A 20,632-nucleotide genomic window follows, 5' to 3' on the forward strand; every position below is an offset into this window, starting at 1 on the left:
GTCATTTCACCCCTCATTGCCTTTTAACAAAGGTTCAGATGGGCGTGACCAGATATAACATAGCGCAAAGATGATCGTGGCTATAACAACCATTTTTAGGCCATAGTGAAAGGTCTTAAAAATCAATGGGTAACTCACCATAGCTAGCATCATTACCGTTGCTAACCATTTAGCTTTCAGAGGGATAACCCCATCCGTTTCCCAATCCTGAATTATCTTGCCAAATAGTCTATTTTGCAGCAGAGCCTGATGCAGCCTCTCGGAACTTCGCGAGAAGCAAAAAGCCGCTACTAAAAGGAATGGCGTTGTTGGTAATAAAGGTAAAATGACCCCGATCAAACCGAGAAGCACACAGATAAATCCGGCGATCAAATATAGGGTACGTACAATCGTTTTTCTCAACAGATACTCCCTGTACCAAGCCACCTAGAAAGAATATATCAATACAGCAGTACGTATGTCGTGGACCTGTATCTATAAGATAGCAGGAATTTTGTATTACAGGTTACCTTACATTAACAATTAACTTTGAAGGAAGCGTCTCTTTCATACTTCACTTATGGGGCTTTACTTTAAGGCAAAAGAATGAGGGATCTTGAAGTAATATTATCGATCTTAAGCCCCCAGTTTCTTAGCTCATGACGGCTTAAAATCATCTTTCCCTGACTCTGAAAATGAATTGGAATCTGATGACTGCCTTTGGGTAAAGCCAGCAATTGCTTTGCCAAATTTGCCGAATCTTGCCCCATCAGTATGCCGCTCACAACCATACCGGCCATGACCCTACCTTTACCTATCGCTTGTTCATGCGACGTTATCGTTATAACCGGTGAGTTTGCTGCGACCCAACGGCTTAATTCATCAAAACTGACGTATTCGCCATTTGCTTCATGCATGGCGGCATAGCCTGCGATCAAAATAAGATCGTACCCTTGTTTCTTACTCAGTTTAATTTGCTCTTTCCAAGCATCGGCGCTAGAAACCCTAACTACATCCGCCCGAATGTTTTTAGCAATTCTAAAATGAGATTTAGCGCCTAAGTCATATTGATAAATAGCATCAGCCGTTAAGCTATCACCCAATAAAATGAGCACCCGATGCAGTTTGATACTTGTAGCACGAGCAAATTCTACGATTGAACGCTTTATCATCGGCCGCTCAACTACACCGGTAATATTGTTTGAATTGATTACCCACGGATAATCACGACGAATATCCGAGTTAATACCGCAAAAAACCACAGGGGTGGTTTCTGCTATCCGCTGACCGAGCAAACCAAAACCATTGTCATCACAGATAATCACCAAATCAGGCTTCTGTTCTTGAAAAGCACTAAAAGCCCTCACGGCACTGTACTTGAACATGCCTTTAGGTAAACGCTTAGTATCCATATGATGAATATATAACTGATAGTCTTCGCCTAGTTCCTGTTTTACTCCTGTCGTTAGATCTTCTACCCACTTCATCTCTTGGTGGTAACTGTGGATCAGCATGATCTTAGTTTCAGCCACAGCCGTTCCTGCTGTCCCCAGTGTTACCAACAGCCAAATACTCAAAGACACAATCTTTCGCATATCAATCCTGTATGCTATTCAATAGGTTACCTAATAAAATATAGATGATTATTTGAGATTAGGTGGGCTGTTAGACGTTAAAAGCCTGAAAGAGGTTTATTCAGGTGCATGAAAAAATAATCGGTGGGTAATTACGCTTTCAAAACAAAGGAGATCTCGCTAGATACGAGACCCCCTCTTTAGAATTACTTGTTTTGATCGTTCAGGGCTTGCAGGTTATGCCCCATCTTATAAAGCAGCATATCGCGATCGATCGGTTTTAAAATCACCTCATGTACCCCTTGTTTCATCGCTTCTTGCGCATTCTGGGTATCGCCCGGTTTTGCCAAAACCATAATCCGTGTTTTCGCCATTTCTGGGTCCTGCTTAATCTGATCAATCACAAACAAAGCACTCATATCAGGCAAAGTAAGATCTAGCAGAACAATATCTGGCTTCCAGCTTTGCAATAACTTCATGGTATGGGTTGCGCATCCAGAAACTTGGGCCTTATAACCACCAGAATCTAAAATGGCTTTAATCTGATCGCGCTGTTCACTTTCATCCTCTAACAATAAGATATTACTGTCATCGAATACCACAGTATCACTGGCTTCAAGCTGTTCTTTTTTCTCTTTAGTCAGACTTGTAGCCTGTTGAACTTTGGCTTGTAAGGCTTGTTGAGTACTGGTTTGCTGCTGTTGTACTTCTCGAAGGTGCTCTTCCTTATGCTGATCAATCAAACTACGCATATCCGCCTGATGATCTTCTTGTAAACCGCCCTCTTGAATGATTTTTTCCTTCATACGATCCATCGAGAAGGACACTAAGTGCATCAGTTTTTCATAGCTTTCGGCGTTCAGATCAGATATGTCCTCATTGCAGGAGATAATCTGATCAAAGTATTCACAGAGATTTTCTACAGAAAAATCATCCGTACCAAAACTTTTATGATCTTGTAACGCTCGGCGGATAAATCTTAGGCGTAATAACAGGTGATAAGGATCATACAGAGGGCGGACAATAAAGTAGTCGTCAAAGACATCCTTATTACAGATCGAAAATGCTTCTTTGAGGTCTTCACGACTACAGAATACGATTTTCTTAAAAAGGATTCGTTCGATATTTTTCTTGGCGCTCAGAAGGTGAAGGTAACAGATCTCGTTTTCTTGAATGGTATTAAGGCCCATTAAAAGCACATCAATTTTGTGCTCCACAATCAACGACAGCGCTTCTTCTTCATTATTAGCAATATAGAAACGCGGGAAGTGACGCTTGACCATATTGCAGAGCGACTCTAAATCAGATGATTGCTTAATCACCAACAGAATAGAAAACCGATGTTCTGAACTCATACGTCCCCCGACTCCTTAATTTGTAACCTCGCTCCTAGTAAAGCTTACATTTAAAAATACGCATTCTTTTTAAATTTAGGTTACATCTCCTAATATGAAAGTTTCTCCCTGACTTTCAATGACAAGCATCACGTTTCCATCCAATTGTTTTTCTTCAGCCATCTCTACTAGCTGATAAAACACATTCCGATGGATTAATCCCTTCATGCCAAAACGAACATCAACGTAAGGAGATGGTTCCGAGGTTTCGCTACACTCTTCAACCCAGAGCGAATGCTCTTTGCCGATAACTACTTTATCCCCAGTAGTACTTACAAATTGATACTCAGGTCCATTTTCACTCGCTTGAACACTCACTTCGGTCATCAAAAAAGGGGCATCCTCAACTTCGATACCGACTTTTTCCACCGGCGTTTTTAAAAAATACTTACCCTCTTCTAACCAAAGCACTCTAGAGAACAGTTTAACCATTGCGGGGCGACTTATAATTGTGCCTTGGTAGAACCACTTGCCATCACGGGCAATGCGCATATCTATATCTCCGCAAAAGTCAGGGTTCCATTTGTCTAGTGGCGGTATCCCTTCGCCTGATTTTTCAATCGCTTTACTTGCTTCAGATAGATCAAAACCTGGTTGGCTCAACTCACTACTCCCAACTTTTTTATACAGCCTATTAAATTTGCTCAACTCTAACCAAAAAACTTTCATCTTATAACTTAAACACATGAATAATATTAATTGTTAGAATAGCCAGCAATTACAGCTTAGATAGAAAATGAAAAACTACAATGAAACAGGATTTAAGAACAAAATTTGCTGACGACCGCCGCGGAGTATATCTATTTGGTACAACTCCTCCGAAAGACGGTACTGCAGAAGAAACCGCTCAAGGCATTGCGGATAAACTGCTAGAGCGTCTACAGCATGTCGATTTTGATGGTCTGATTGTTTATGACATTCAGGATGAAAGTAGCCGTATCGACAAACCGCGTCCGTTTCCATTTATGCGTACCTTAGATCCACGTGCCTACTCTAAGCTAATCCGTGAAAAAGCAGATAAGCCGGTCATCACATACAAAAGTGTTTCTCAGCGTGATAAAGAAGCATTTATCGCTTGGTTAGATGAAGCGTGGAACGAATACGGTGTTCGTGACACTGTGCTTGTGGGCAGCCCTTCTTCTGATGGCGATATCCAACTTAGCTTGAATGATGCTTACGATGCGCTTGCAGAACACCCAGCAGAATTTCAGTTAGGTGGTGTTACTATTGCCGAGCGTCACGCCTCTAAACGCAACGAACACGAACGTTTAGTTAGCAAAACAGAACAAGGCTGTGAATTCTTTATCTCGCAAGCCGTTTACGATGCACAAGCAACCATCGATATGTTGAGTAGCTACGCTCGTAAATGCCGTGAAGATGGTGTAAAACCAAAACGCGTCATTCTGACCTTTACACCATGCGGCAGTACTAAGACGCTAGAATTCATGGAATGGCTGGGTATCTCAGTACCAGAAGCTACCCGCTTCCGTATTATGGATGCTCATAGCCCGTTACAAGAATCAATTCGTATCTGCCGTAACAATTTAGAGCAGATTCTAGAAGCAGTAATGCCGCTTGGTATTCCTGTAGGTTTGAATATCGAGAGCTTGACCAACCGTAAAGAAGAGATCGACGCATCCATTCGTTTGTTTAAACTGCTTAAATCCGTTGTAGATCTAAAGTTAGCGGAAGCGGATATTTAATCCCCCCACAAATTTTAGATAGAAAAAGGCCGCGAAGAATCGCGGCCTTGTCTTTTCAGCTCGTCACATGAGTGTTTTGTTTATTTTCAACAACATATGTGTTCGAGCAAGATCGTCTTGCACCTTGCGTTTATATTCTAGTGATTCGGAAGAAAGAGCAGACTTTTGCCGAAGCACAGTCCAATCTTCAAGGTCGTTATGGCTTTTCAGTAATGCTTTAAATGCTTCGGGAAAATCAGATTCCTGAACTATGCCAGAAATATCCACATCCCCCTTTAAAGGTAGTAGCAAGATTGCCTTACTCTAAAGGCACGGTATACAACCATTTTACCTGTAAAGAAGACCTATTAACCGGTCTATGCAACCGTTGTGTGAGACGCCTAGGGGCATTATTCGAACGCGCCTTTCAATATGACGGAAGTAGTCGCGAGAAAATGCTCGCCGTTGGGTACGGCTATATGCTCCATTCACAGCTAAACCCTACAGAATTCATGTTGGTTCTTTCTGCTAAGACACCGTCAGTTCGAGAAAAATCAACCGAAAAGCGTCAAGAAGAGCACCTTATTCTAGAAAATAAGCTATTAGGTGGCATGTTAGAGGTTATCTCCTCAGGCCTTGCGAATGGTGATTTATCGTTACAACCACACCTTTGCCCTGCTCAGGTAGCGTTTTCATTATGGTCTATGAGCTTCGGTACTATTGCCTTGCTTCATGAAACGCTTGATCGCTGTAATGTTAGAGCTGAAATGCAACTAGAAAGAGAGTTAGTTAATCACTCAAACATTCTACTGGACGGCCTAAATTGGAAGCCTTTTACCCAAGACCATCCGTGGCATGAGAGCATTCAGCGATTTAAAACCGAACTTTTTGCTGATGAGGTCAAACAGCTTCAGCAAAAGCAGTTGATGTGCAGTTATGAATAAACTGCGATGAATTAAAAAACACGGTGCTCGCACCGTTTTTTAAACCTTAGTTAATGACGCTTCGTCATTAAAAAAGAAATAACTAATATTGCTTAACCGCAATCAACCCCGCAAGGGCCCTTGGAGCAGGAAAATGAGAGATCGCCTTTTCCGATTCGTATTGAACCACCCAATTTGGGTCGTCCTCTTCTCGATAATGTTCGTCGTTGGCGCAACTTACGGCGCTAAAAATCTGGTCTTCAAAAGCGACTATCGCGTGTTTTTCAGTGATGAGAACCCTCAACTGACAGCATTCGAAGCCATGCAGAAGATTTACAGCAAAAGTGACAATGTTGCTTTTGTTATCTCACCCGAAAATGGTGATGTATTTACCCCTAAAACCCTTGCAGCCGTTCAAGAACTCACGACTGAATCTTGGCAGGTACCCTACTCTACCCGTGTAGATTCAGTTACAAACTATCAGCACACTTGGTCTGAAGAAGACGATATGATCGTCGAAGATCTAGTACTAGACGCTGAAACGTTGACTGACTCGGATATGCCAAGGCTAAAAGAGATCGCTGTTAATGAACCATTATTGGTAAACAAGGTTATCTCTAAAGAGGGTCATGTCACGGTTGTAAACATCACCGTACAGCTACCGGGCGTTGATCCTGTAGTTGAAGTGCCTCAGGTTGTAAGTAAAGTTCGCGAAATGCGCGATAACTTCGTTCAAGCTAACCCAAACCTGAAAGTGCACCTTTCAGGCATGGTGATGATGAACAATAGCTTTGCTGAAGCATCCATCGAAGACAATGCGACGCTAGTGCCTTTGATGTTCTTAGTCGTAATCATCGGTATGGTACTGCTATTACGCAATTTTAGCGGCACCTTAGCCACCGTTGTTGTGATCATCTGCTCTATTGCAGCAACCATGGGTTTAGCGGGCTGGACAGGTTTCTACTTAACTGGCCCATCTGCAAGTACCCCAATTATGGTACTAACGTTAGCGGTAGCAGATTGTGTGCACATACTGACCACTATGTTTTATGAGATGCGTCAGGGCGTTAAGAAAGAGAAAGCGATTCAGGATAGTTTGCGTATTAACTTCCAGCCAATTTTCTTAACAAGTTTAACCACTGCTATAGGCTTCTTAAGCCTCAACTTCTCGGACTCTCCTCCATTCAGAGATCTGGGTAATATGGTTGCTGCGGGCGTAATGCTTGCCTTTATCTTCTCGGTAACAATATTCCCCGCAATGCTGCGCTTACTACCTGTCCACGTTAAACCGCTTGAAGAAGGTAAGAATGACTTCATGCACAAACTGGCAGACCTTGTAATTGCAAAGCGTCGCGTGCTACTTCCAGCGATGTCAGTTTTGATGATTGCTGCAGTTTTCTTAGTACCGCTAAACAAGCTAAATGATGACTTCGTAAAGTATTTCGATGAAACCGTGCCATTCCGTCAGGCAACTGATTACATGCAAGATAACCTATCTGGCATGACGGCAATGGAGATCTCCATCGATACCAAAGAAGCCAGTGGCATTAACTCCCCTGCTTTCCTTAAAACTGTGGGCGATCTTACCGAATGGCTACGAGTACAACCTGAAACTGATCACGTGAATACGTTGAGCGATATTATTAAACGCTTAAACAAAAACATGCACAGTGATGATCCTGCGTATTACAAACTACCGGATGAACGTGAACTATCAGCGCAATACTTATTGCTGTACGAAATGTCCCTGCCTTACGGTTTGGATCTAAATAACCAGCTAAACGTGGATAAGTCTTCTACTCGCATCATCGCTACGTTCAATAATATGACCAGTACCGAGCAGATTGAGTTGGAAAGCCGCATCTATAACTGGTTTGCAGAGAATGCACCTAACTATGAGGTTGATATTGCGAGTCCAAGCCTAATGTTTGCGCATATTGGACAACGTAATATCTACAGCATGTTGATCGGTACATCTTTAGCCCTAATACTGATCTCAGTATTGCTTGGCTTTGCATTACGCTCGGTTAAATTCGGTTTTATCAGCCTAATTCCAAACTTAGCACCAGCGGCAATGGGCTTTGGTGTTTGGTACTTGATTGATGGCCAAGTAGGCCTAGCACTTTCAGTTGTTGCCGGCATGACACTAGGTATCGTGGTAGATGATACGGTTCATTTCTTAAGCAAGTACCTTCATGCGCGTAGAGATCGCAACAAGAATAGTAAAGAAGCTGTAGGTTATGCATTTGCTAGCGTAGGTAAAGCATTATGGATAACCACCTTTGTATTGGTAGCAGGCTTTATGGTGTTGGCTCAGTCGACCTTTAAAGTGAACGCCGACATGGGTCTACTAACAGCACTGACTATTTTGATCGCGTTAATTGTGGACTTCCTATTCTTACCACCACTTCTGATGCTGCTAGATAAAACAGCGAAGGGAGAGCAAGAAGACTCAGAAAACATTGACCCTATGCAAGCTGACCCGGCACAAACTGGCCCTGTACAACCTGCTAATGCAGCACTTAAAAACTCTGAAGGAGAGAAAGATGACTCTGTTAACCAACCCGCTTAAATCTGTATGCATTGCAGGCATGATTCTAACTTCAGGCGTTGCGATGGCTGAAACGGCTGAAGAAAAAGGCCTACGCATTGCAGAAGAAGCTAAAGCAAGCGATCTTGGCTGGACTGATATGCAAGCGCAGATGAATATGATTCTGCGTAACAAACAGGGTCAGGAAAGCGTGCGTGAAATTCGCATGAAGTCTTTAGAAGTTGATGACGACGGTGATAAAAGCCTATCGGTCTTCGACAAGCCTAGAGATGTTAAAGGCACAGCGTTTTTAAGCTTCTCACACCCTGTCGGTGCAGACGATCAGTGGCTGTATTTACCTGCTCTTAAACGCGTAAAACGTATTGCTTCACGTAACAAATCCGGTCCATTTATGGGTTCTGAATTTGCTTACGAAGATCTATCTTCCTTTGAGGTAGAAAAATACACATACAAGTATCTACGTGATGAAGCTTGTGAAGGCGGTACTTGTTTTGTTGTAGAACAATACCCAGTGGATAAGAACTCTGGTTATACCCGACGCGTAGTATGGTTAGATCAAGCAGAGTACCGTCCGTGGAAAATCGATTTCTACGACCGTAAAGATTCTGAACTGAAGACCCTGACTTACCATGAGTACAAAGAGTATGAAGGTAAGCACTGGCGTCCAGATCTAATGAAAATGGTGAACCATCAAACAGGTAAAAGCACCGACCTTACCTACGGTTCTTATCAGTTCAAAACAGGCTTAACTGATAAAGATTTCAACAAAAACACGCTAAAACGAGCGCGCTAAGATGATTAGGCAGACGTTCACGACTGCACTGGCAGCAGGGCTTTTAACAGCCCTGCCTGCTCAGGCAGAAACCTACTTTGAGTTATCGGGTAAAGCCTCCGCAGATTTACGCCTATTTACTCAAAGTGCTCAATTCGCGGGGCAGGACTACGACACCAATTTGTCATTCTCTTTCGAGCCTGAGCTTTATTGGGAGTGGAACGATGGTGCTGATAGCTTAACCTTTACCCCCTTTCTTCGTTTAGATGAAAACGACAGTGAGCGAACCCACGGAGATATTCGTGAGTTAAGCTGGGTGCATGTATCCGACGACTGGGAACTGCGTACAGGTCTACGCAAAGTCTTTTGGGGTGTTACCGAATTCCAGCATCTCGTTGATGTGATCAACCAGACAGATGGTGTCGAGGACTTTGATGGCGAAGATAAGCTTGGTCAGCAAATGATCAATCTATCCTTAGTCAAAGACTGGGGTATCATCGATCTCTACCTTTTACCAGGGTTCCGAGAACGCACCTTTGCTGGCACAGATGGTCGCCTCCGCGGAGGTCTAGTGGTCGATACTGATAGAGCAACCTTTGAATCCAGCGCAGGTAATAAGCATATCGATACCGCAATTCGCTGGAGCCATACGCTTGGCGATTTCGATTTAGGTGCTTATTGGTTTAGAGGTACAAACCGAGATCCTAAACTACAAGTCCAGTCAGTGAATGGGCAGACGATCTTAGTGCCTCATTACGAACAGATGAACCAGATTGGTTTTGACCTACAAGCCACCTTAGATAGCTGGCTTTGGAAGTTGGAAACCATTCATCGCGATACTAATAGTGAAAACTATTGGGCCGCTCAAGGTGGTTTTGAATATACCTTTTACGGTATTCAAGACAGCTCTGCTGATATAGGCGTTTTACTGGAATATGGCTGGGACGAGCGCGGTAAATCAGCTGACGCGGCTATCCAAAATGACGTTTTTATGGGGGCGCGATTAACCCTAAACGATGCAGCAAGCACCGAAGTATTAGCTGGTATTGGTCATGATTTGGACTACTACAGTAACAGTATGATTATTGAAGCGAGTAGACGTTTTGGTGATAACTGGAAATTAAGCTTAGATGGTCGTTTCTTTTCGGCAGATAACCCAGCAGACCTGAGTTATAGCCTAAAACAAGATGACCACCTTCAACTTACTGTGGAACGTTATTTCTAACGTCTGAATTTTTCTGGTTTTCAGGATCTGGAGCAGCGAGTACCCCCTTCAACTCCTGCTCCATTCTATCAACTTCCACCAGTTGGTCTTGGAGCTCTTGGTAACGTTCGGGATTCCATACAATATGTTTCTTCTCTCGATCAATCTCGTATCGAGCTTGATATAGAAAATCCATACCTAGTAAACCATCAGTACCTGCACTCCCCCCTTGATAGTCTAAAACTCCTGCAGTTACTCCCTTCGCTTGATATGGGCCTATTTCAACACGATCAAAGTGAACCCTTTCTGTATCAATGACACTGCCATCTGCAATTCTGGCCGCAGCGCCTCGCCTTGTTTGAGCTCTCAACGCGCTAATAGCCTGTTTATGAACAACTGTGGAAGACGCTCCAGTGTCCATAACTAGAGATAACTGAAGCGAACGAGCCCCATAAAATACTTTTACTGGTACTACGATACGGTTGGCATGAAATTGAAAAGGTGTTACCCACTTTTTCATTGCTTCTTGTATTTTAGTTCGTGCTTTATCGAGCTCTATTTGACTCTGTTCGGCACTCAAACGCTGCTGTTGGGCTTCTAACTGTAAAGGTTCTAACTTATCTTTCCTTTCCTCGCGAGTTTCCATCTGATCACGATATTTGGCAGGAATTTTTGAAAGTCGATCCACAAACACTTTACGACCATTATCATCTACATATTCATAGATCCGCGCTTCTGCCAAGGTCGGCATAATCAATAAAGCGCTCAATAGTGGCATTAACAGAAGTTTTCTATCCATGATTATCCTTCCTATAATTGTTTAGTTAAAAAATTGGCTAAGTCCATTCAGCATAAACAACACAACAATTGCCATAAAAACAAAGGCAAAACGCATGACTAAACATCGTGTACAGTTTTTCTTAGCCATCAACCCTAGCCTCCTGCCAATTTGACGGTAAAGCCTTCTTTTTCCAGCAACGTCTTAAGTTTATCTCGCTGATCACCTTGGATCTCTACAATCCCATCTTTCAATGCACCACCGGTACCGCAAACCTTTTTAAGCTTTTTAGCTAGAGCCTTTAGCTCTTTTTCAGGTAGAGGGATGCCTGTAATTGTCGTTACACCTTTACCCTTTCGGCCTGAAGTTTCGCGACGGATTCGAACGATACCATCTAAATTATCCAGTCGGTTTTTATCTTCCAGCTCTGTACACACGCACTCAGAGATAGCTTCACCACAACCAGAACAAAGCTGCCCTTTTTCTGTGGAATATACCAAACTACCTAATTGATCTTTTAATGAAGCCACTGGATAAACCTTTATCGATGTAAAAACTTTATTATATGAGAAATTCCAGCTCGCCCCTAACTTAACCCACCAATTTGTCGAGCAAGATAGGTTGCGTAGTTATCTGTCATGCCACTAATAAAATCTAATGCGCGCATATAGGCCTTATAAAGGGGTAACTTCGGCGATGGAGCGTGAATCCCCATCAAACTAATGATGCGATCGCTACGATAGCTCAAACCTTCGCCCTGCAATTTATAGTTATCATGAACAGCATGGCAAAACGCTTCGAGTAATACCCCTAGGGTTGTATATGCACCAACCTCCAGCTCAGTTTTCCTGGTATCAGGGAACACTTTTTCTCGGGCTAATTTTTTAGCTTGATACAGACCATCTCGTACACCGGGATCACCATCAGCTAACAGCTCGCCTGTATATTCACCGCGCATAATCAAATACTGATTATCCATATAGGCTTGGACAGCAGAGCTCACCATATGCTTCATTGCCATACCTCTCAATGCCGAAATTTTACGACGTGCGGACGCTTGAGAGGTAAAGATCTCAGCCTCATAAGAGGTATCACCGCATAGTGTCAGCAAGATCGGTTTGATCTCATCGAAGGTCAAAATATTCAGCTCTATAGCATCTTCCAGATCAAGAATGGCGTAACAGATATCATCTGCAGCTTCCATCAAATAAGTAAGCGGATGGCGGCACCAACAGCCTTCAGACTTCTCAATTAAGCCTAATTCTTTACCTAACTTATTTAATATTTCGACTTCGGTTTGATAGGCACTGAACTTACCCTTATCCCCTGAATAATCAGCACTCCAAGGATATTTTAAAAGCGCACCTAGGGTTGGGTAAGTTAAGCGTAAGCCACCATCAAACAGATGATTTTCAATGCGGGTGACAACACGAAACCCTTGAGCATTACCTTCAAAGGTCATCAGGTCTAGCCGTTCTGAGTCGGAAAGGTTTTCCAGTAATGCACTGTTTTCTTGGCGTTTAAACCAATCCCTTATCGCATACTCGCCCGCATGCCCAAAGGGGGGGTTGCCAATATCATGTGCTAAGCAGGCAGATTGTACGATCATTCCTATATCGTAGGCCGTTGCCCATTCGGGAAGCTGATCCTGAATTAACTCACCTACGCGTATACCTAAGGTTCGCCCTAAACTTCCCACCTCGATAGAGTGGGTTAAACGCGTGTGGATATGATCATTCAAGGACATCGGATGAACTTGTGTTTTCCGACCTAAGCGTCTGAAAGCACTGGAGAAAATTATCCGATCCTGATCTTTATGAAAATGGCTTCTCCCAAACTCATCTTCTGTCACTTCTGCATGGCCATAACGCTTGGTTGTGAGTAACTTTTGCCACTGCATTTCCATGTAGTACTCTCCGCTCAGCAACTTCATTAAGACTCATATTGTCGGCCATTTACAGGCTTTCTATATAGGCTTTTTGGTTAACCATACGCGTAATTCATTACGCCTCAGCTATGAGCTTTTTAGCCTCATCACCAATCGCTTTTAACGCGTCTTCTGTTTTTTCTGTTAGCTTTTTAGAAAAGCTTAATCGAACAAAGTTACGATACTTACCTGACGCAGAGAATATAACCCCAGGCGCAATGCTCACTTGCTTCGCCTCTAACCTTTTATTTAGTTTGATTGAATCGACTGCAACCGGAAATTCTACCCAAAGCAGATACCCGCCTTCGGGGTAACTCATACGAGTCCCTTCTGGAAAGTAACGTCTTACAAGGTCGATCATCATATCCCGACTATGGTGATATTGAGCTCTCACTTTTCTCAGATGACGCTCGTAATACCCCTTGCCGATAAACTCTGCAACAGCTTCCTGCTGAACAGGTGGGTTACTTACAGTCGAAACAAACTTCTTGTGCAATACCCTTTCAGTACATTGACCAGGAGCGACCCAACCTAATCGCAAACCATACGCAATGGTTTTAGAAAAAGAGGAACAAAGCAGAACACGACCTTCGTCATCAAAAGACTTAATAGTTCTCGGGCGGGGTGATTTATAGAAAAGGTCGCCGTAAATATCATCTTCGATAATCGGAATATCATACTGCTGAGCAAGCCGTAACAATTCCTTTTTACGGCTTTCCGGCATGGTATATCCGAGTGGATTATTGCAGGTTGGCGTCACCTGAATAGCAGCGATAGGCCACTGTTCCAATGCCAATTCTAATGCTTCTAAGCTAATCCCTGTTTCAGGGTGCGTCGGAATTTCCATTGCCTTTAAACCTAGGGCTTTAATCGCCTGAGTCGAACCATAGAAACTGGGTGAATCCGTTGCTACGACATCCCCAGGCTTCGTGGTTGCTCTCAAACTGCAAACAAGAGCTTCCTGACAACCGCTGGTAATAATGATGTCATCATGGTGAAGTTTGCATCCCGAATCTGCAGCTAGTCGCGCAATCTGCTTACGCAGCTTCTCACTCCCCTGAATCTCACTGTAATTGAGAAATTGCTCTGACTGTAATCCCGCTGAATTGGTTAGCGCTTTCAGTAAAGGCTTTAATGTCGGAGTATTAATTTCGGGACTCGCAGTACCTAAAGCAATGTGTCCATGCCCTTTGGCACTGTTTAAAAGATGATAAACCTGCTCCCAATGTGACACTTCCAGAGGACGCTGTGCCGGTCGGCTCACTTCTGGTAATTCAGGCGCCTCTCCTCTGGACTTTACGTAGTACCCAGATTTAGGCCTTACTTCAACAAACCCATTTTCCTCTAGGCGAAGATAAGCTTCTTGAACTGTCGAAATACTGACTTCTCTCTCTTTACTTAACGATCTTATCGAAGGCAGTTTGCTCCCCACAGGGTAATACCCTTGCTCTATACGCTTAATCAAAGCTTCTTGGAGCTGTTCATACAGTTTCATAAAAAACGACCATTACAGTGAAAAGTTACAGTACAGATAAAATAAAAATTAGCATCACAGAGATAATTATACAAATCTGTAATGCCTAATTAATTATTTTCTAAATCTGTATACCATTTCCCGCCTAATTTAACATTATTCCAAGATCAGAAATCAACATCTGTACATATTATCAAGTATACAAATAGACCTTAAACACTACAGATAAAGGAGTACAAACAATGCAACGTCACTTAAAACTGTCCAGTTTATTATTAGGGGGGCTGCTACTTAGCGGTTGTGATAGTAGCTACCACCCTTTCGATGGCAAAAGCGGATTTAGCTTTACCCCGATCAGCAGTGATGAATACAGCATAGAATATCTCGGGGACAAAAAGAGCAGCCAGAAAGACGTAGAAACAATGTGGCATCATGCAGCAAGGGAGCTGTGTCGAGGCGGTGCTTATCAGCATCAGATCTTTTCGCGAACTTCAGAAAAGAAAGCGTTAAAGCAGTACGGTGGCGGAAACATACTTCCCCCAGAAAGCACTACATTTCAGGTTAAAGGGGATATCCTCTGCCTTGCTCCCAATTTAGCTAATAAGGCAGTTATCAAGGATAGAGTATTACTTGGCAAACACTTTTCCTCCGATCAACTTGAAAGCGGGAGCGCCACGAATTAATGCTTCACGCGCAAACAACATCTGACATTTCGGACATTCGCAAGGAGTCTTTGTATAGTCTTCATTGATTCGTTCTTTGAAACACTTTACTAAGGCTCCTTTTCCTCCTTTACGATACTTAAACAACAACGTCTTACATTTAGCGCAATACACATCAACTGTCGTTCTAGGCCCTTTCTTATTAGGCTTTGCCATACTTCTTTTTTTCCTTAAGCACCGTAACCTCTCAGACTTACACTAGAAACAAGTCCGTAAAAACAGTTAATTTGAGCGCTTATTATCTACCAGCAATCAAATGATTGGCACAAAAAAAGCGGACATAAATGCCCGCTGATTTTTTATTAAAAAGATCGTTTACGCTTTAAATTGATTGACCAAAGAAGTTAAGCGCCTTTCTAATTGCGACATCTCAGCGGTAGTCGATGAGAGCCTGTCTGCATTATCACTCGCTTTTTCAGAGATATCAGCAATATGCTGAATACTACGGCTCAACTCATCTGCCACGGAGGTTTGTTCTTCGGCTGCAGTCGCTATTTGGGTACTCATACCACTGATGTCGCTAACAGAGGCGGTTATATTATTTAACTGCTCACCTGTATGACTTGCTTTACTCACCGTTTGATCTGTTTGCTCACGACTACGTTCCATCTCCTGTACAGCCTGACGTGCACCGGTCTGTAGCTTCTCAATCATCGACTGAATTTCATCAGTACTTTGTTGAGTACGATTAGCCAGAGTTCGAACTTCATCTGCAACGACCGAGAAACCACGTCCTTGCTCACCCGCCCTTGCTGCTTCAATTGCAGCGTTCAAAGCCAATAAGTTAGTTTGGTCTGCAATCTCTTTGATCACATTAATAACCGTACCAATATGCTCAGAATCTCGATCTAATTGTCCGATTACATCGGCCGCGTTATTCACACCATTTTGCAACGACTGGATAGAGGTAATAGTCTCATTAACTACACGCTGACCACCTTGAGCCGAATCATCTGCCGCTTGAGCCGAATGCGAAGCATTGGTCGCATTGGTCGAAACCTCCTGCACCGCCGCTGCCATTTCATGAATAGCGGCTGCTACCTGTTCGGTTTCCTGCTTCTGATCATTTACATCTTGTCGGGTATCATCCACAACCCGGGTCATACGACCCGTCGCTTGAGATAACTCATCTATCGAATTTTTAACTTCGACAATCAATGTTTGGATCTTAGCGGCAAAAGCGTTAAAGCCATGAGATAGCTCCCCTACCTCACCTTTTACATTGGTATCCAAACGCTTACTAAGATCACCTTCACCCTCACCTATATCTTTTAATGCTGCCGCAGCTGCTGCCAATGGGCTAGCAATACTGTTAGCCATCATCACTGATATTAAGCCAAAGACAAGCACAAAGCCGCCGCCGATCATTAAAATAAACAGCATGGTATTGGTGATTTCTGCCTCTAGCTTTTCCGTCGCCGCAGCAACCTGATCATCTATATCATCAATATAGAAACCCGTACCTACCATCCACTCCCACTTTTCGAGGCCAATAGCATAACTCAGCTTATCCACATCGGCATTTTTAGATGGTTTAGTCCAAACGTAGGTCAGATAGCCTCCGCCTTGTTTCGCCGCTTTGATTAGCTCCTCAATAATCAGGACACCATTTTTATCTTTTAGCCCCATCAAGTTTTTACCGCGTAACTGCGGTTTAGGTCTTGTGGCTAGATTGGTACCATCATATTTGTACGCAAAAATATAACCATCGCCTTTCTCTCCATAAGTAAGCTCGGTTAAGATATTCAACGCTTGTTCCTGCGCGTACAGATCTTCTTTGTCTGTTCCTTCATAAATATGCTTGATCGATGATGTTGCAAGATCAACATAGCTCTTTAATGACTCTTTCTTACTCGCCATTAATTCGGTACGCAGTTCCTCAATTTCATGCTCACCGAGTGCTCTGAGCTGAAAATTCACAACTATCATGACAACACCTAATACCGTAATTAACGGTATCAGTGTTAATAAAAGCATTTTATGTTTTAGCGCCATATTGCCCATGAGTTAACCCACTCCAACTCTTGATTTGCGGCTTAGGGCATATAGATATGCACCTTAGAATTTCCATATTTCAGACCGCATTTATAGTTATAGTTACGCAAAGCCTGTGCTGTCTAAGTTAATTTTTTTTACACTGACTATGCGGCTTTTAATTCGATACAGTTGCCATCTGGATCTTCGATGTAAACTGAACTGCCAAAGCCTGTTGCACCATTTCTCTTTTCAACCCTTCCATAAGGCACTCCTTCCCTCCCCAGAAAAGGAAATAACACTTCGGGTTCAAATGGTTTAATCCTCAAACAAAAATGATCCAGATTTGCGTACTCACTCCGCTTCTCAACGGGTTTAATATCAATCAGAGAGTCACCTGCTCTGAGTTGATACATCAGAGGACTTTCCACTTTACGAATAAGTTCGCAGCCAAGCACACGGACATAGAAGTCTAAACACGCCTCTTCATTGAGAGTGTTTAGAACAATGTGATCTAGCTTTTCTATCGTAAAGCTCATAAGCGCCTCCTATAGAGCGCAACATTCAAATCATAGAAACGTCTCAACAGTACTTAGGAGTTACATACTCTACTACTATAGAACGAATATCAAAGATAGCAAAACTCTTTTGATATCAGACAATTGCTCAAATGATGACCATTGGGTTATTCACCCGAAATGATTGGGAAAGAACTGAGGTGACGACGGGTTTGATAATTAGGTAATATGCCAACAAATAAATCGAATTGTTGATAAAACTATGCTTAAAAAATTCCTCGCAATTTTCACACTTACGTTTTCTCTTATAAACGTCGGTTTTGCTGAACAAGCTAATCCGCAGATTGTTATGAAAACCAATTTAGGAGACATCAAATTAGAGCTTTATCCGGAAAAAGCTCCTATTACAGTTAAGAACTTCCTAGATTATGTAGACAGTGGTTTCTATGAAGGAACCATTTTTCACCGCACAATTGCAGGGTTTATGATTCAAGGTGGCGGTTTCACTCAAGAACTTGAGAGAAAAGAAGTTCGTGACCCGATTAAAAATGAGTCGACAAATGGCTTAAGCAATCTCCAGGGAACAATATCAATGGCACGCACCAACTTCCCTGATAGTGCTACATCTCAGTTTTTTATCAACGCAGTAAACAACTACAACCTTGATGCTCGCGGCAGACGCCCAGGCTATGCGGTATTTGGTAAAGTAACTGACGGTCTTGATCTAGTGGTTCGTATCAGCCGCAGCCCAACAGCACCAAAAGGCGGTCACCGTAATGTTCCACAACAAGCAGTCATCATCGAAAAGATTGAGCGTTTAGAGTCTGAATCAAAGGCGAACTAAACGAAGACGGTTAGCATTACTCACGACTGTCACTGAAGACATGGCCATAGCAGCCCCTGCTATGGCCGGGTTCAGAAGAACCCCTGCCACTGGGAACAAGATTCCCGCTGCAACGGGAATGGCTAAGCCGTTGTAAATAAATGCTCCGAACAAGTTCTGACGAATATTTCGAACCGTTTGTTTAGAGAGATTAATAGCCTTCTCAACACCTTTTAATGAACCTGATATCAGAGTCACATCAGAACTCGCAATCGCAATATCAGAGCCAGACCCTATCGCATATCCAAGATCAGCCTGCGCTAATGCAGGTGCATCATTAACGCCATCTCCAACCATCGCCACGATTTCACCCTGCTCCTGCAAACGCTGAATAACTGCCTGCTTTTCCTCAGGTCTAACATCCGCAATGACTTGATCAATCCCGACAGACTTAGCTACAGCATTCGCTGTTTTACTGTTATCCCCTGAGAGTAAAACAACGTTTAAACCTGAAGCTTTAAGCGCACCAATCGCTTGTTCAGAGTCTTCTTTAATCGGATCTGCAATACCAAACAACGCAACCAGTTGACCATTCAGAGCAACAAAAACAAGGGACTTAGATTCATTACTCCACTTAGAAACCTCATCAGTCACTTGACTACAAGCCACCTGGTTTTCGTCCATCCATGCTTGGTTGCCGATAAACCATCGACCAGAGTCAGTTTCTGCTATAACCCCTTGCCCAGATGCATTCTGAAAATTAGTAACGTCTACAGAAAGTTCCCCACCTACAAACTGCTTAACCAATGCAGCCCCCAATGGGTGCTCCGAATGAGCTTCAATAGCCGCCACATTTGTTCTAACCAAGCTCTGATCGCCATGCAAAAACAACTGGTCTGTGACAATAGGCTCACCTCGGGTCACCGTACCGGTTTTATCTAAAACAACGACAGAGATTCTTTCAGCTAACTGCAGAGCATCTGCATTACGAATCAAAATACCGTTTTGTGCAGCTTTACCTACTGCCACCATAACAGACATAGGTGTTGCCAAACCCAAAGCACAAGGGCAAGCGATTATCAGCACTGTCATCATAGTAATTATGGCGTAGGTTAACGGGGGTTCAGGGCCGAACAACCACCAAATTATTGCAGTAACAACCGCCAAAGCCATAACTGCTGGAACAAAAACAGATGCGATTTTATCAGCTAGCTTGCCGAGCTCAGGCTTACAGTTTTGGGCTTCTCGTACTGCCTCAATGATCTGCGCTAGAACCGTTTGAGAACCAATTTTCTCCACTTTAATAAGCAAGCTTCCCGATCCATTCAATGTCCCGCCCACTACAGAATCACCTACCTCCTTATTCACCGGCATTGATTCCCCGGTTAACATAGATTCATCTAAGTAACTGCTGCCAGATAACACCTGACCATCGATCGGCACTCGCTCGCCAGGGCGAACACGAATTTGATCACCTAAAGCAAGCAATTCAACGGGCACTTCTTTTTCCTCACCATCACGCACACGCAGCGCTGTAGCAGGTCGAAGATTCATAAGACTGCGAACAGCATCCCCTGTTTTCTTTCGCGCTCGAGCCTCCAATGCCTGCCCAAGCAGAATGAAACCAAGAATCATCACAGAAGCTTCGTAATAAAGATGGCGTGCTTCCATGGGTAGTTCGCTGCCTGCAGCAGAAACGAACAATAGACCGGTAGAGTAGATCCACGCAGCCCCTGTGCCTAAAGCGATTAAGCTATCCATATTAAATCGGCCCAGAAAAGCCGATTTATAAGCACCTTGATAGATATGCCCCGCACAGAAAAACATCAAAAGCAGCGCTGCGACACCAGTCACTGCCCCTATCCATAATCCTGAGGTTGTTGTGATATCTGGCATCATGCCAAGCCAGCCTTGGAGCATTAACAGAGCCCCAAAAGCCAAACCAATGACACTGCGCTTTAGCGTTATCTGATACTGTCTGTTTTCTCGCGCTTCAATCTGTGCGAAATCAGTTTCATCAGTAATTTCTTCTGCACCATACCCAGCACTTTCTACTGCAGCGATAACTTGCTCAACACTGGATTTAGAGGAAACACTTAAGCTTCGATCAGCAAAATTAACCACAAAGTCTTCAATCACATCTGCTTGCTGCAAGCCTTTTTCCAATGACCTAACACAGCCTACACATTTAACACCTTGCAAAGACAACCGATAAATCATGATGGAACCTGTCGTGTGGTTAATAGATTGAGAAATTACGTGATGAAATTTCCTTAAGCATAAACCCTAAAGCTAACTATAGGGTCAAGGATATATTCGAGAGGATGTGTGATATAA

19 protein-coding genes are annotated in these 20,632 nt (G+C 43.2%); 7 read left to right on the top strand and 12 right to left on the bottom strand.

The window, feature by feature from the left end; genetic code table 11:
• Nucleotides 1-6 precede the first annotated feature (6 nt).
• The 4 genes from ACMXYV_RS12050 to ACMXYV_RS12065 all read right to left on the bottom strand — a co-directional run bounded on the left by ACMXYV_RS12050 (nucleotide 7) and on the right by ACMXYV_RS12065 (nucleotide 3,550).
• Complete coding sequence (locus ACMXYV_RS12050; RefSeq protein ID WP_415888730.1) at nucleotides 7-402, bottom strand: YbaN family protein; 396 nt, start codon at nucleotides 400-402, stop codon at nucleotides 7-9.
• Between the two features lie 170 nt (nucleotides 403-572).
• Entirely contained in the window at nucleotides 573-1,574 is a 1,002-nt protein-coding gene (locus ACMXYV_RS12055) for an ABC transporter substrate-binding protein (protein ID WP_415888731.1), read from the bottom strand.
• A 185-nt stretch (nucleotides 1,575-1,759) separates the two neighbouring features.
• Complete coding sequence (locus ACMXYV_RS12060) at nucleotides 1,760-2,908, bottom strand: response regulator (protein WP_415888732.1); 1,149 nt, start codon at nucleotides 2,906-2,908, stop codon at nucleotides 1,760-1,762.
• 75 nt (nucleotides 2,909-2,983) lie between these two features.
• On the bottom strand, nucleotides 2,984-3,550 hold the full coding sequence (locus tag ACMXYV_RS12065) for a DUF1285 domain-containing protein (RefSeq protein ID WP_415888733.1): 567 nt from the start codon (nucleotides 3,548-3,550) through the stop codon (nucleotides 2,984-2,986).
• Between the two features lie 146 nt (nucleotides 3,551-3,696).
• On the opposite strand from ACMXYV_RS12065, the gene ACMXYV_RS12070 reads away from it, so the two are divergent.
• Nucleotides 3,697-4,650 (top strand): methylenetetrahydrofolate reductase, encoded by a 954-nt coding sequence (locus tag ACMXYV_RS12070; protein ID WP_415888734.1) that lies wholly within the window; start codon nucleotides 3,697-3,699, stop codon nucleotides 4,648-4,650.
• 63 nt (nucleotides 4,651-4,713) lie between these two features.
• On the opposite strand, the gene ACMXYV_RS12075 is transcribed toward ACMXYV_RS12070, so the two are convergent.
• Nucleotides 4,714-4,941 (bottom strand): hypothetical protein, encoded by a 228-nt coding sequence (locus ACMXYV_RS12075; RefSeq protein WP_415888735.1) that lies wholly within the window; start codon nucleotides 4,939-4,941, stop codon nucleotides 4,714-4,716.
• A gap of 2 nt (nucleotides 4,942-4,943) precedes the next feature.
• On the opposite strand from ACMXYV_RS12075, the gene ACMXYV_RS12080 reads away from it, so the two are divergent.
• The 4 genes from ACMXYV_RS12080 to ACMXYV_RS12095 all read left to right on the top strand — a co-directional run bounded on the left by ACMXYV_RS12080 (nucleotide 4,944) and on the right by ACMXYV_RS12095 (nucleotide 10,100).
• Complete coding sequence (locus ACMXYV_RS12080) at nucleotides 4,944-5,573, top strand: TetR/AcrR family transcriptional regulator (protein ID WP_415888736.1); 630 nt, start codon at nucleotides 4,944-4,946, stop codon at nucleotides 5,571-5,573.
• A 133-nt stretch (nucleotides 5,574-5,706) separates the two neighbouring features.
• On the top strand, nucleotides 5,707-8,124 hold the full coding sequence (locus ACMXYV_RS12085; RefSeq protein ID WP_415888737.1) for an efflux RND transporter permease subunit: 2,418 nt from the start codon (nucleotides 5,707-5,709) through the stop codon (nucleotides 8,122-8,124).
• The gene (locus ACMXYV_RS12090; protein ID WP_415888738.1) at nucleotides 8,099-8,896 is read left to right on the top strand and encodes an outer membrane lipoprotein-sorting protein; all 798 of its coding nucleotides are present in this window, start codon (nucleotides 8,099-8,101) and stop codon (nucleotides 8,894-8,896) included. Before ACMXYV_RS12085 ends, ACMXYV_RS12090 begins: the two co-directional genes overlap by 26 nt.
• Before the next feature lies 1 nt (nucleotide 8,897).
• A complete protein-coding gene (locus ACMXYV_RS12095; RefSeq protein WP_415888739.1) occupies nucleotides 8,898-10,100 on the top strand; it encodes a hypothetical protein in 1,203 nt (400 codons plus the stop codon).
• On the opposite strand, the gene ACMXYV_RS12100 is transcribed toward ACMXYV_RS12095, so the two are convergent.
• The 4 genes from ACMXYV_RS12100 to ACMXYV_RS12115 all read right to left on the bottom strand — a co-directional run bounded on the left by ACMXYV_RS12100 (nucleotide 10,078) and on the right by ACMXYV_RS12115 (nucleotide 14,279).
• A complete protein-coding gene (locus tag ACMXYV_RS12100) occupies nucleotides 10,078-10,878 on the bottom strand; it encodes a retropepsin-like aspartic protease (RefSeq protein WP_415888740.1) in 801 nt (266 codons plus the stop codon). The two genes, ACMXYV_RS12095 and ACMXYV_RS12100, sit on opposite strands and share 23 nt — an antisense overlap.
• A gap of 134 nt (nucleotides 10,879-11,012) precedes the next feature.
• On the bottom strand, nucleotides 11,013-11,387 hold the full coding sequence (locus ACMXYV_RS12105; protein ID WP_415888741.1) for a translation initiation factor Sui1: 375 nt from the start codon (nucleotides 11,385-11,387) through the stop codon (nucleotides 11,013-11,015).
• Between the two features lie 56 nt (nucleotides 11,388-11,443).
• Complete coding sequence (locus ACMXYV_RS12110) at nucleotides 11,444-12,763, bottom strand: deoxyguanosinetriphosphate triphosphohydrolase (protein WP_415891442.1); 1,320 nt, start codon at nucleotides 12,761-12,763, stop codon at nucleotides 11,444-11,446.
• A gap of 97 nt (nucleotides 12,764-12,860) precedes the next feature.
• A complete protein-coding gene (locus ACMXYV_RS12115) occupies nucleotides 12,861-14,279 on the bottom strand; it encodes a PLP-dependent aminotransferase family protein (protein WP_415888742.1) in 1,419 nt (472 codons plus the stop codon).
• A 221-nt stretch (nucleotides 14,280-14,500) separates the two neighbouring features.
• Between ACMXYV_RS12115 and ACMXYV_RS12120 the strand changes: the two genes are divergently transcribed.
• Nucleotides 14,501-14,941, top strand: a complete 441-nt coding sequence (locus ACMXYV_RS12120; RefSeq protein ID WP_415888743.1) for a hypothetical protein — start codon at nucleotides 14,501-14,503, stop codon at nucleotides 14,939-14,941.
• 354 nt (nucleotides 14,942-15,295) lie between these two features.
• Here the strand turns inward: ACMXYV_RS12120 and ACMXYV_RS12125 are convergent, their stop codons facing one another.
• Both ACMXYV_RS12125 and ACMXYV_RS12130 read right to left on the bottom strand, forming a co-directional pair.
• Nucleotides 15,296-16,984, bottom strand: a complete 1,689-nt coding sequence (locus tag ACMXYV_RS12125; protein ID WP_415888744.1) for a methyl-accepting chemotaxis protein — start codon at nucleotides 16,982-16,984, stop codon at nucleotides 15,296-15,298.
• 137 nt (nucleotides 16,985-17,121) lie between these two features.
• Complete coding sequence (locus ACMXYV_RS12130) at nucleotides 17,122-17,493, bottom strand: VOC family protein (RefSeq protein ID WP_415888745.1); 372 nt, start codon at nucleotides 17,491-17,493, stop codon at nucleotides 17,122-17,124.
• Nucleotides 17,494-17,734: 241 nt separating this feature from the next.
• Here ACMXYV_RS12130 and ACMXYV_RS12135 point away from each other — a divergent pair, with 241 nt between their 5' ends.
• A complete protein-coding gene (locus ACMXYV_RS12135; protein WP_415888746.1) occupies nucleotides 17,735-18,316 on the top strand; it encodes a peptidylprolyl isomerase in 582 nt (193 codons plus the stop codon).
• On the opposite strand, the gene ACMXYV_RS12140 is transcribed toward ACMXYV_RS12135, so the two are convergent.
• Nucleotides 18,302-20,515 carry a heavy metal translocating P-type ATPase gene (locus ACMXYV_RS12140; RefSeq protein ID WP_415888747.1) on the bottom strand — a complete coding sequence of 738 codons (2,214 nt, stop codon included), beginning with the start codon at nucleotides 20,513-20,515 and terminating at the stop codon, nucleotides 18,302-18,304. The two genes, ACMXYV_RS12135 and ACMXYV_RS12140, sit on opposite strands and share 15 nt — an antisense overlap.
• Between the last annotated feature and the right edge of the window lie 117 nt (nucleotides 20,516-20,632).

Source organism: Neptuniibacter sp. SY11_33, assembly GCF_047778025.1.
Lineage (GTDB): Bacteria > Pseudomonadota > Gammaproteobacteria > Pseudomonadales > Balneatricaceae > Neptuniibacter.

Bases quoted from the DNA above. Each gene is read 5' to 3' on its own strand.
- ACMXYV_RS12130 (WP_415888745.1), bottom strand. From the start codon at position 17,493: ATGAGCTTTACGATAGAAAAGCTAGATCACATTGTTCTAAACACTCTC.
- ACMXYV_RS12060 (WP_415888732.1), bottom strand. From the start codon at position 2,908: ATGAGTTCAGAACATCGGTTTTCTATTCTGTTGGTGATTAAGCAATCA.
- ACMXYV_RS12095 (WP_415888739.1), top strand. From the start codon at position 8,898: ATGATTAGGCAGACGTTCACGACTGCACTGGCAGCAGGGCTTTTAACA.
- ACMXYV_RS12055 (WP_415888731.1), bottom strand. From the start codon at position 1,574: ATGCGAAAGATTGTGTCTTTGAGTATTTGGCTGTTGGTAACACTGGGG.
- ACMXYV_RS12100 (WP_415888740.1), bottom strand. From the start codon at position 10,878: ATGGATAGAAAACTTCTGTTAATGCCACTATTGAGCGCTTTATTGATT.
- ACMXYV_RS12110 (WP_415891442.1), bottom strand. From the start codon at position 12,763: ATGGAAATGCAGTGGCAAAAGTTACTCACAACCAAGCGTTATGGCCAT.
- ACMXYV_RS12140 (WP_415888747.1), bottom strand. From the start codon at position 20,515: ATGATTTATCGGTTGTCTTTGCAAGGTGTTAAATGTGTAGGCTGTGTT.
- ACMXYV_RS12085 (WP_415888737.1), top strand. From the start codon at position 5,707: ATGAGAGATCGCCTTTTCCGATTCGTATTGAACCACCCAATTTGGGTC.
- ACMXYV_RS12120 (WP_415888743.1), top strand. From the start codon at position 14,501: ATGCAACGTCACTTAAAACTGTCCAGTTTATTATTAGGGGGGCTGCTA.
- ACMXYV_RS12125 (WP_415888744.1), bottom strand. From the start codon at position 16,984: ATGGGCAATATGGCGCTAAAACATAAAATGCTTTTATTAACACTGATA.
- ACMXYV_RS12135 (WP_415888746.1), top strand. From the start codon at position 17,735: ATGCTTAAAAAATTCCTCGCAATTTTCACACTTACGTTTTCTCTTATA.
- ACMXYV_RS12115 (WP_415888742.1), bottom strand. From the start codon at position 14,279: ATGAAACTGTATGAACAGCTCCAAGAAGCTTTGATTAAGCGTATAGAG.
- ACMXYV_RS12090 (WP_415888738.1), top strand. From the start codon at position 8,099: ATGACTCTGTTAACCAACCCGCTTAAATCTGTATGCATTGCAGGCATG.
- ACMXYV_RS12070 (WP_415888734.1), top strand. From the start codon at position 3,697: ATGAAACAGGATTTAAGAACAAAATTTGCTGACGACCGCCGCGGAGTA.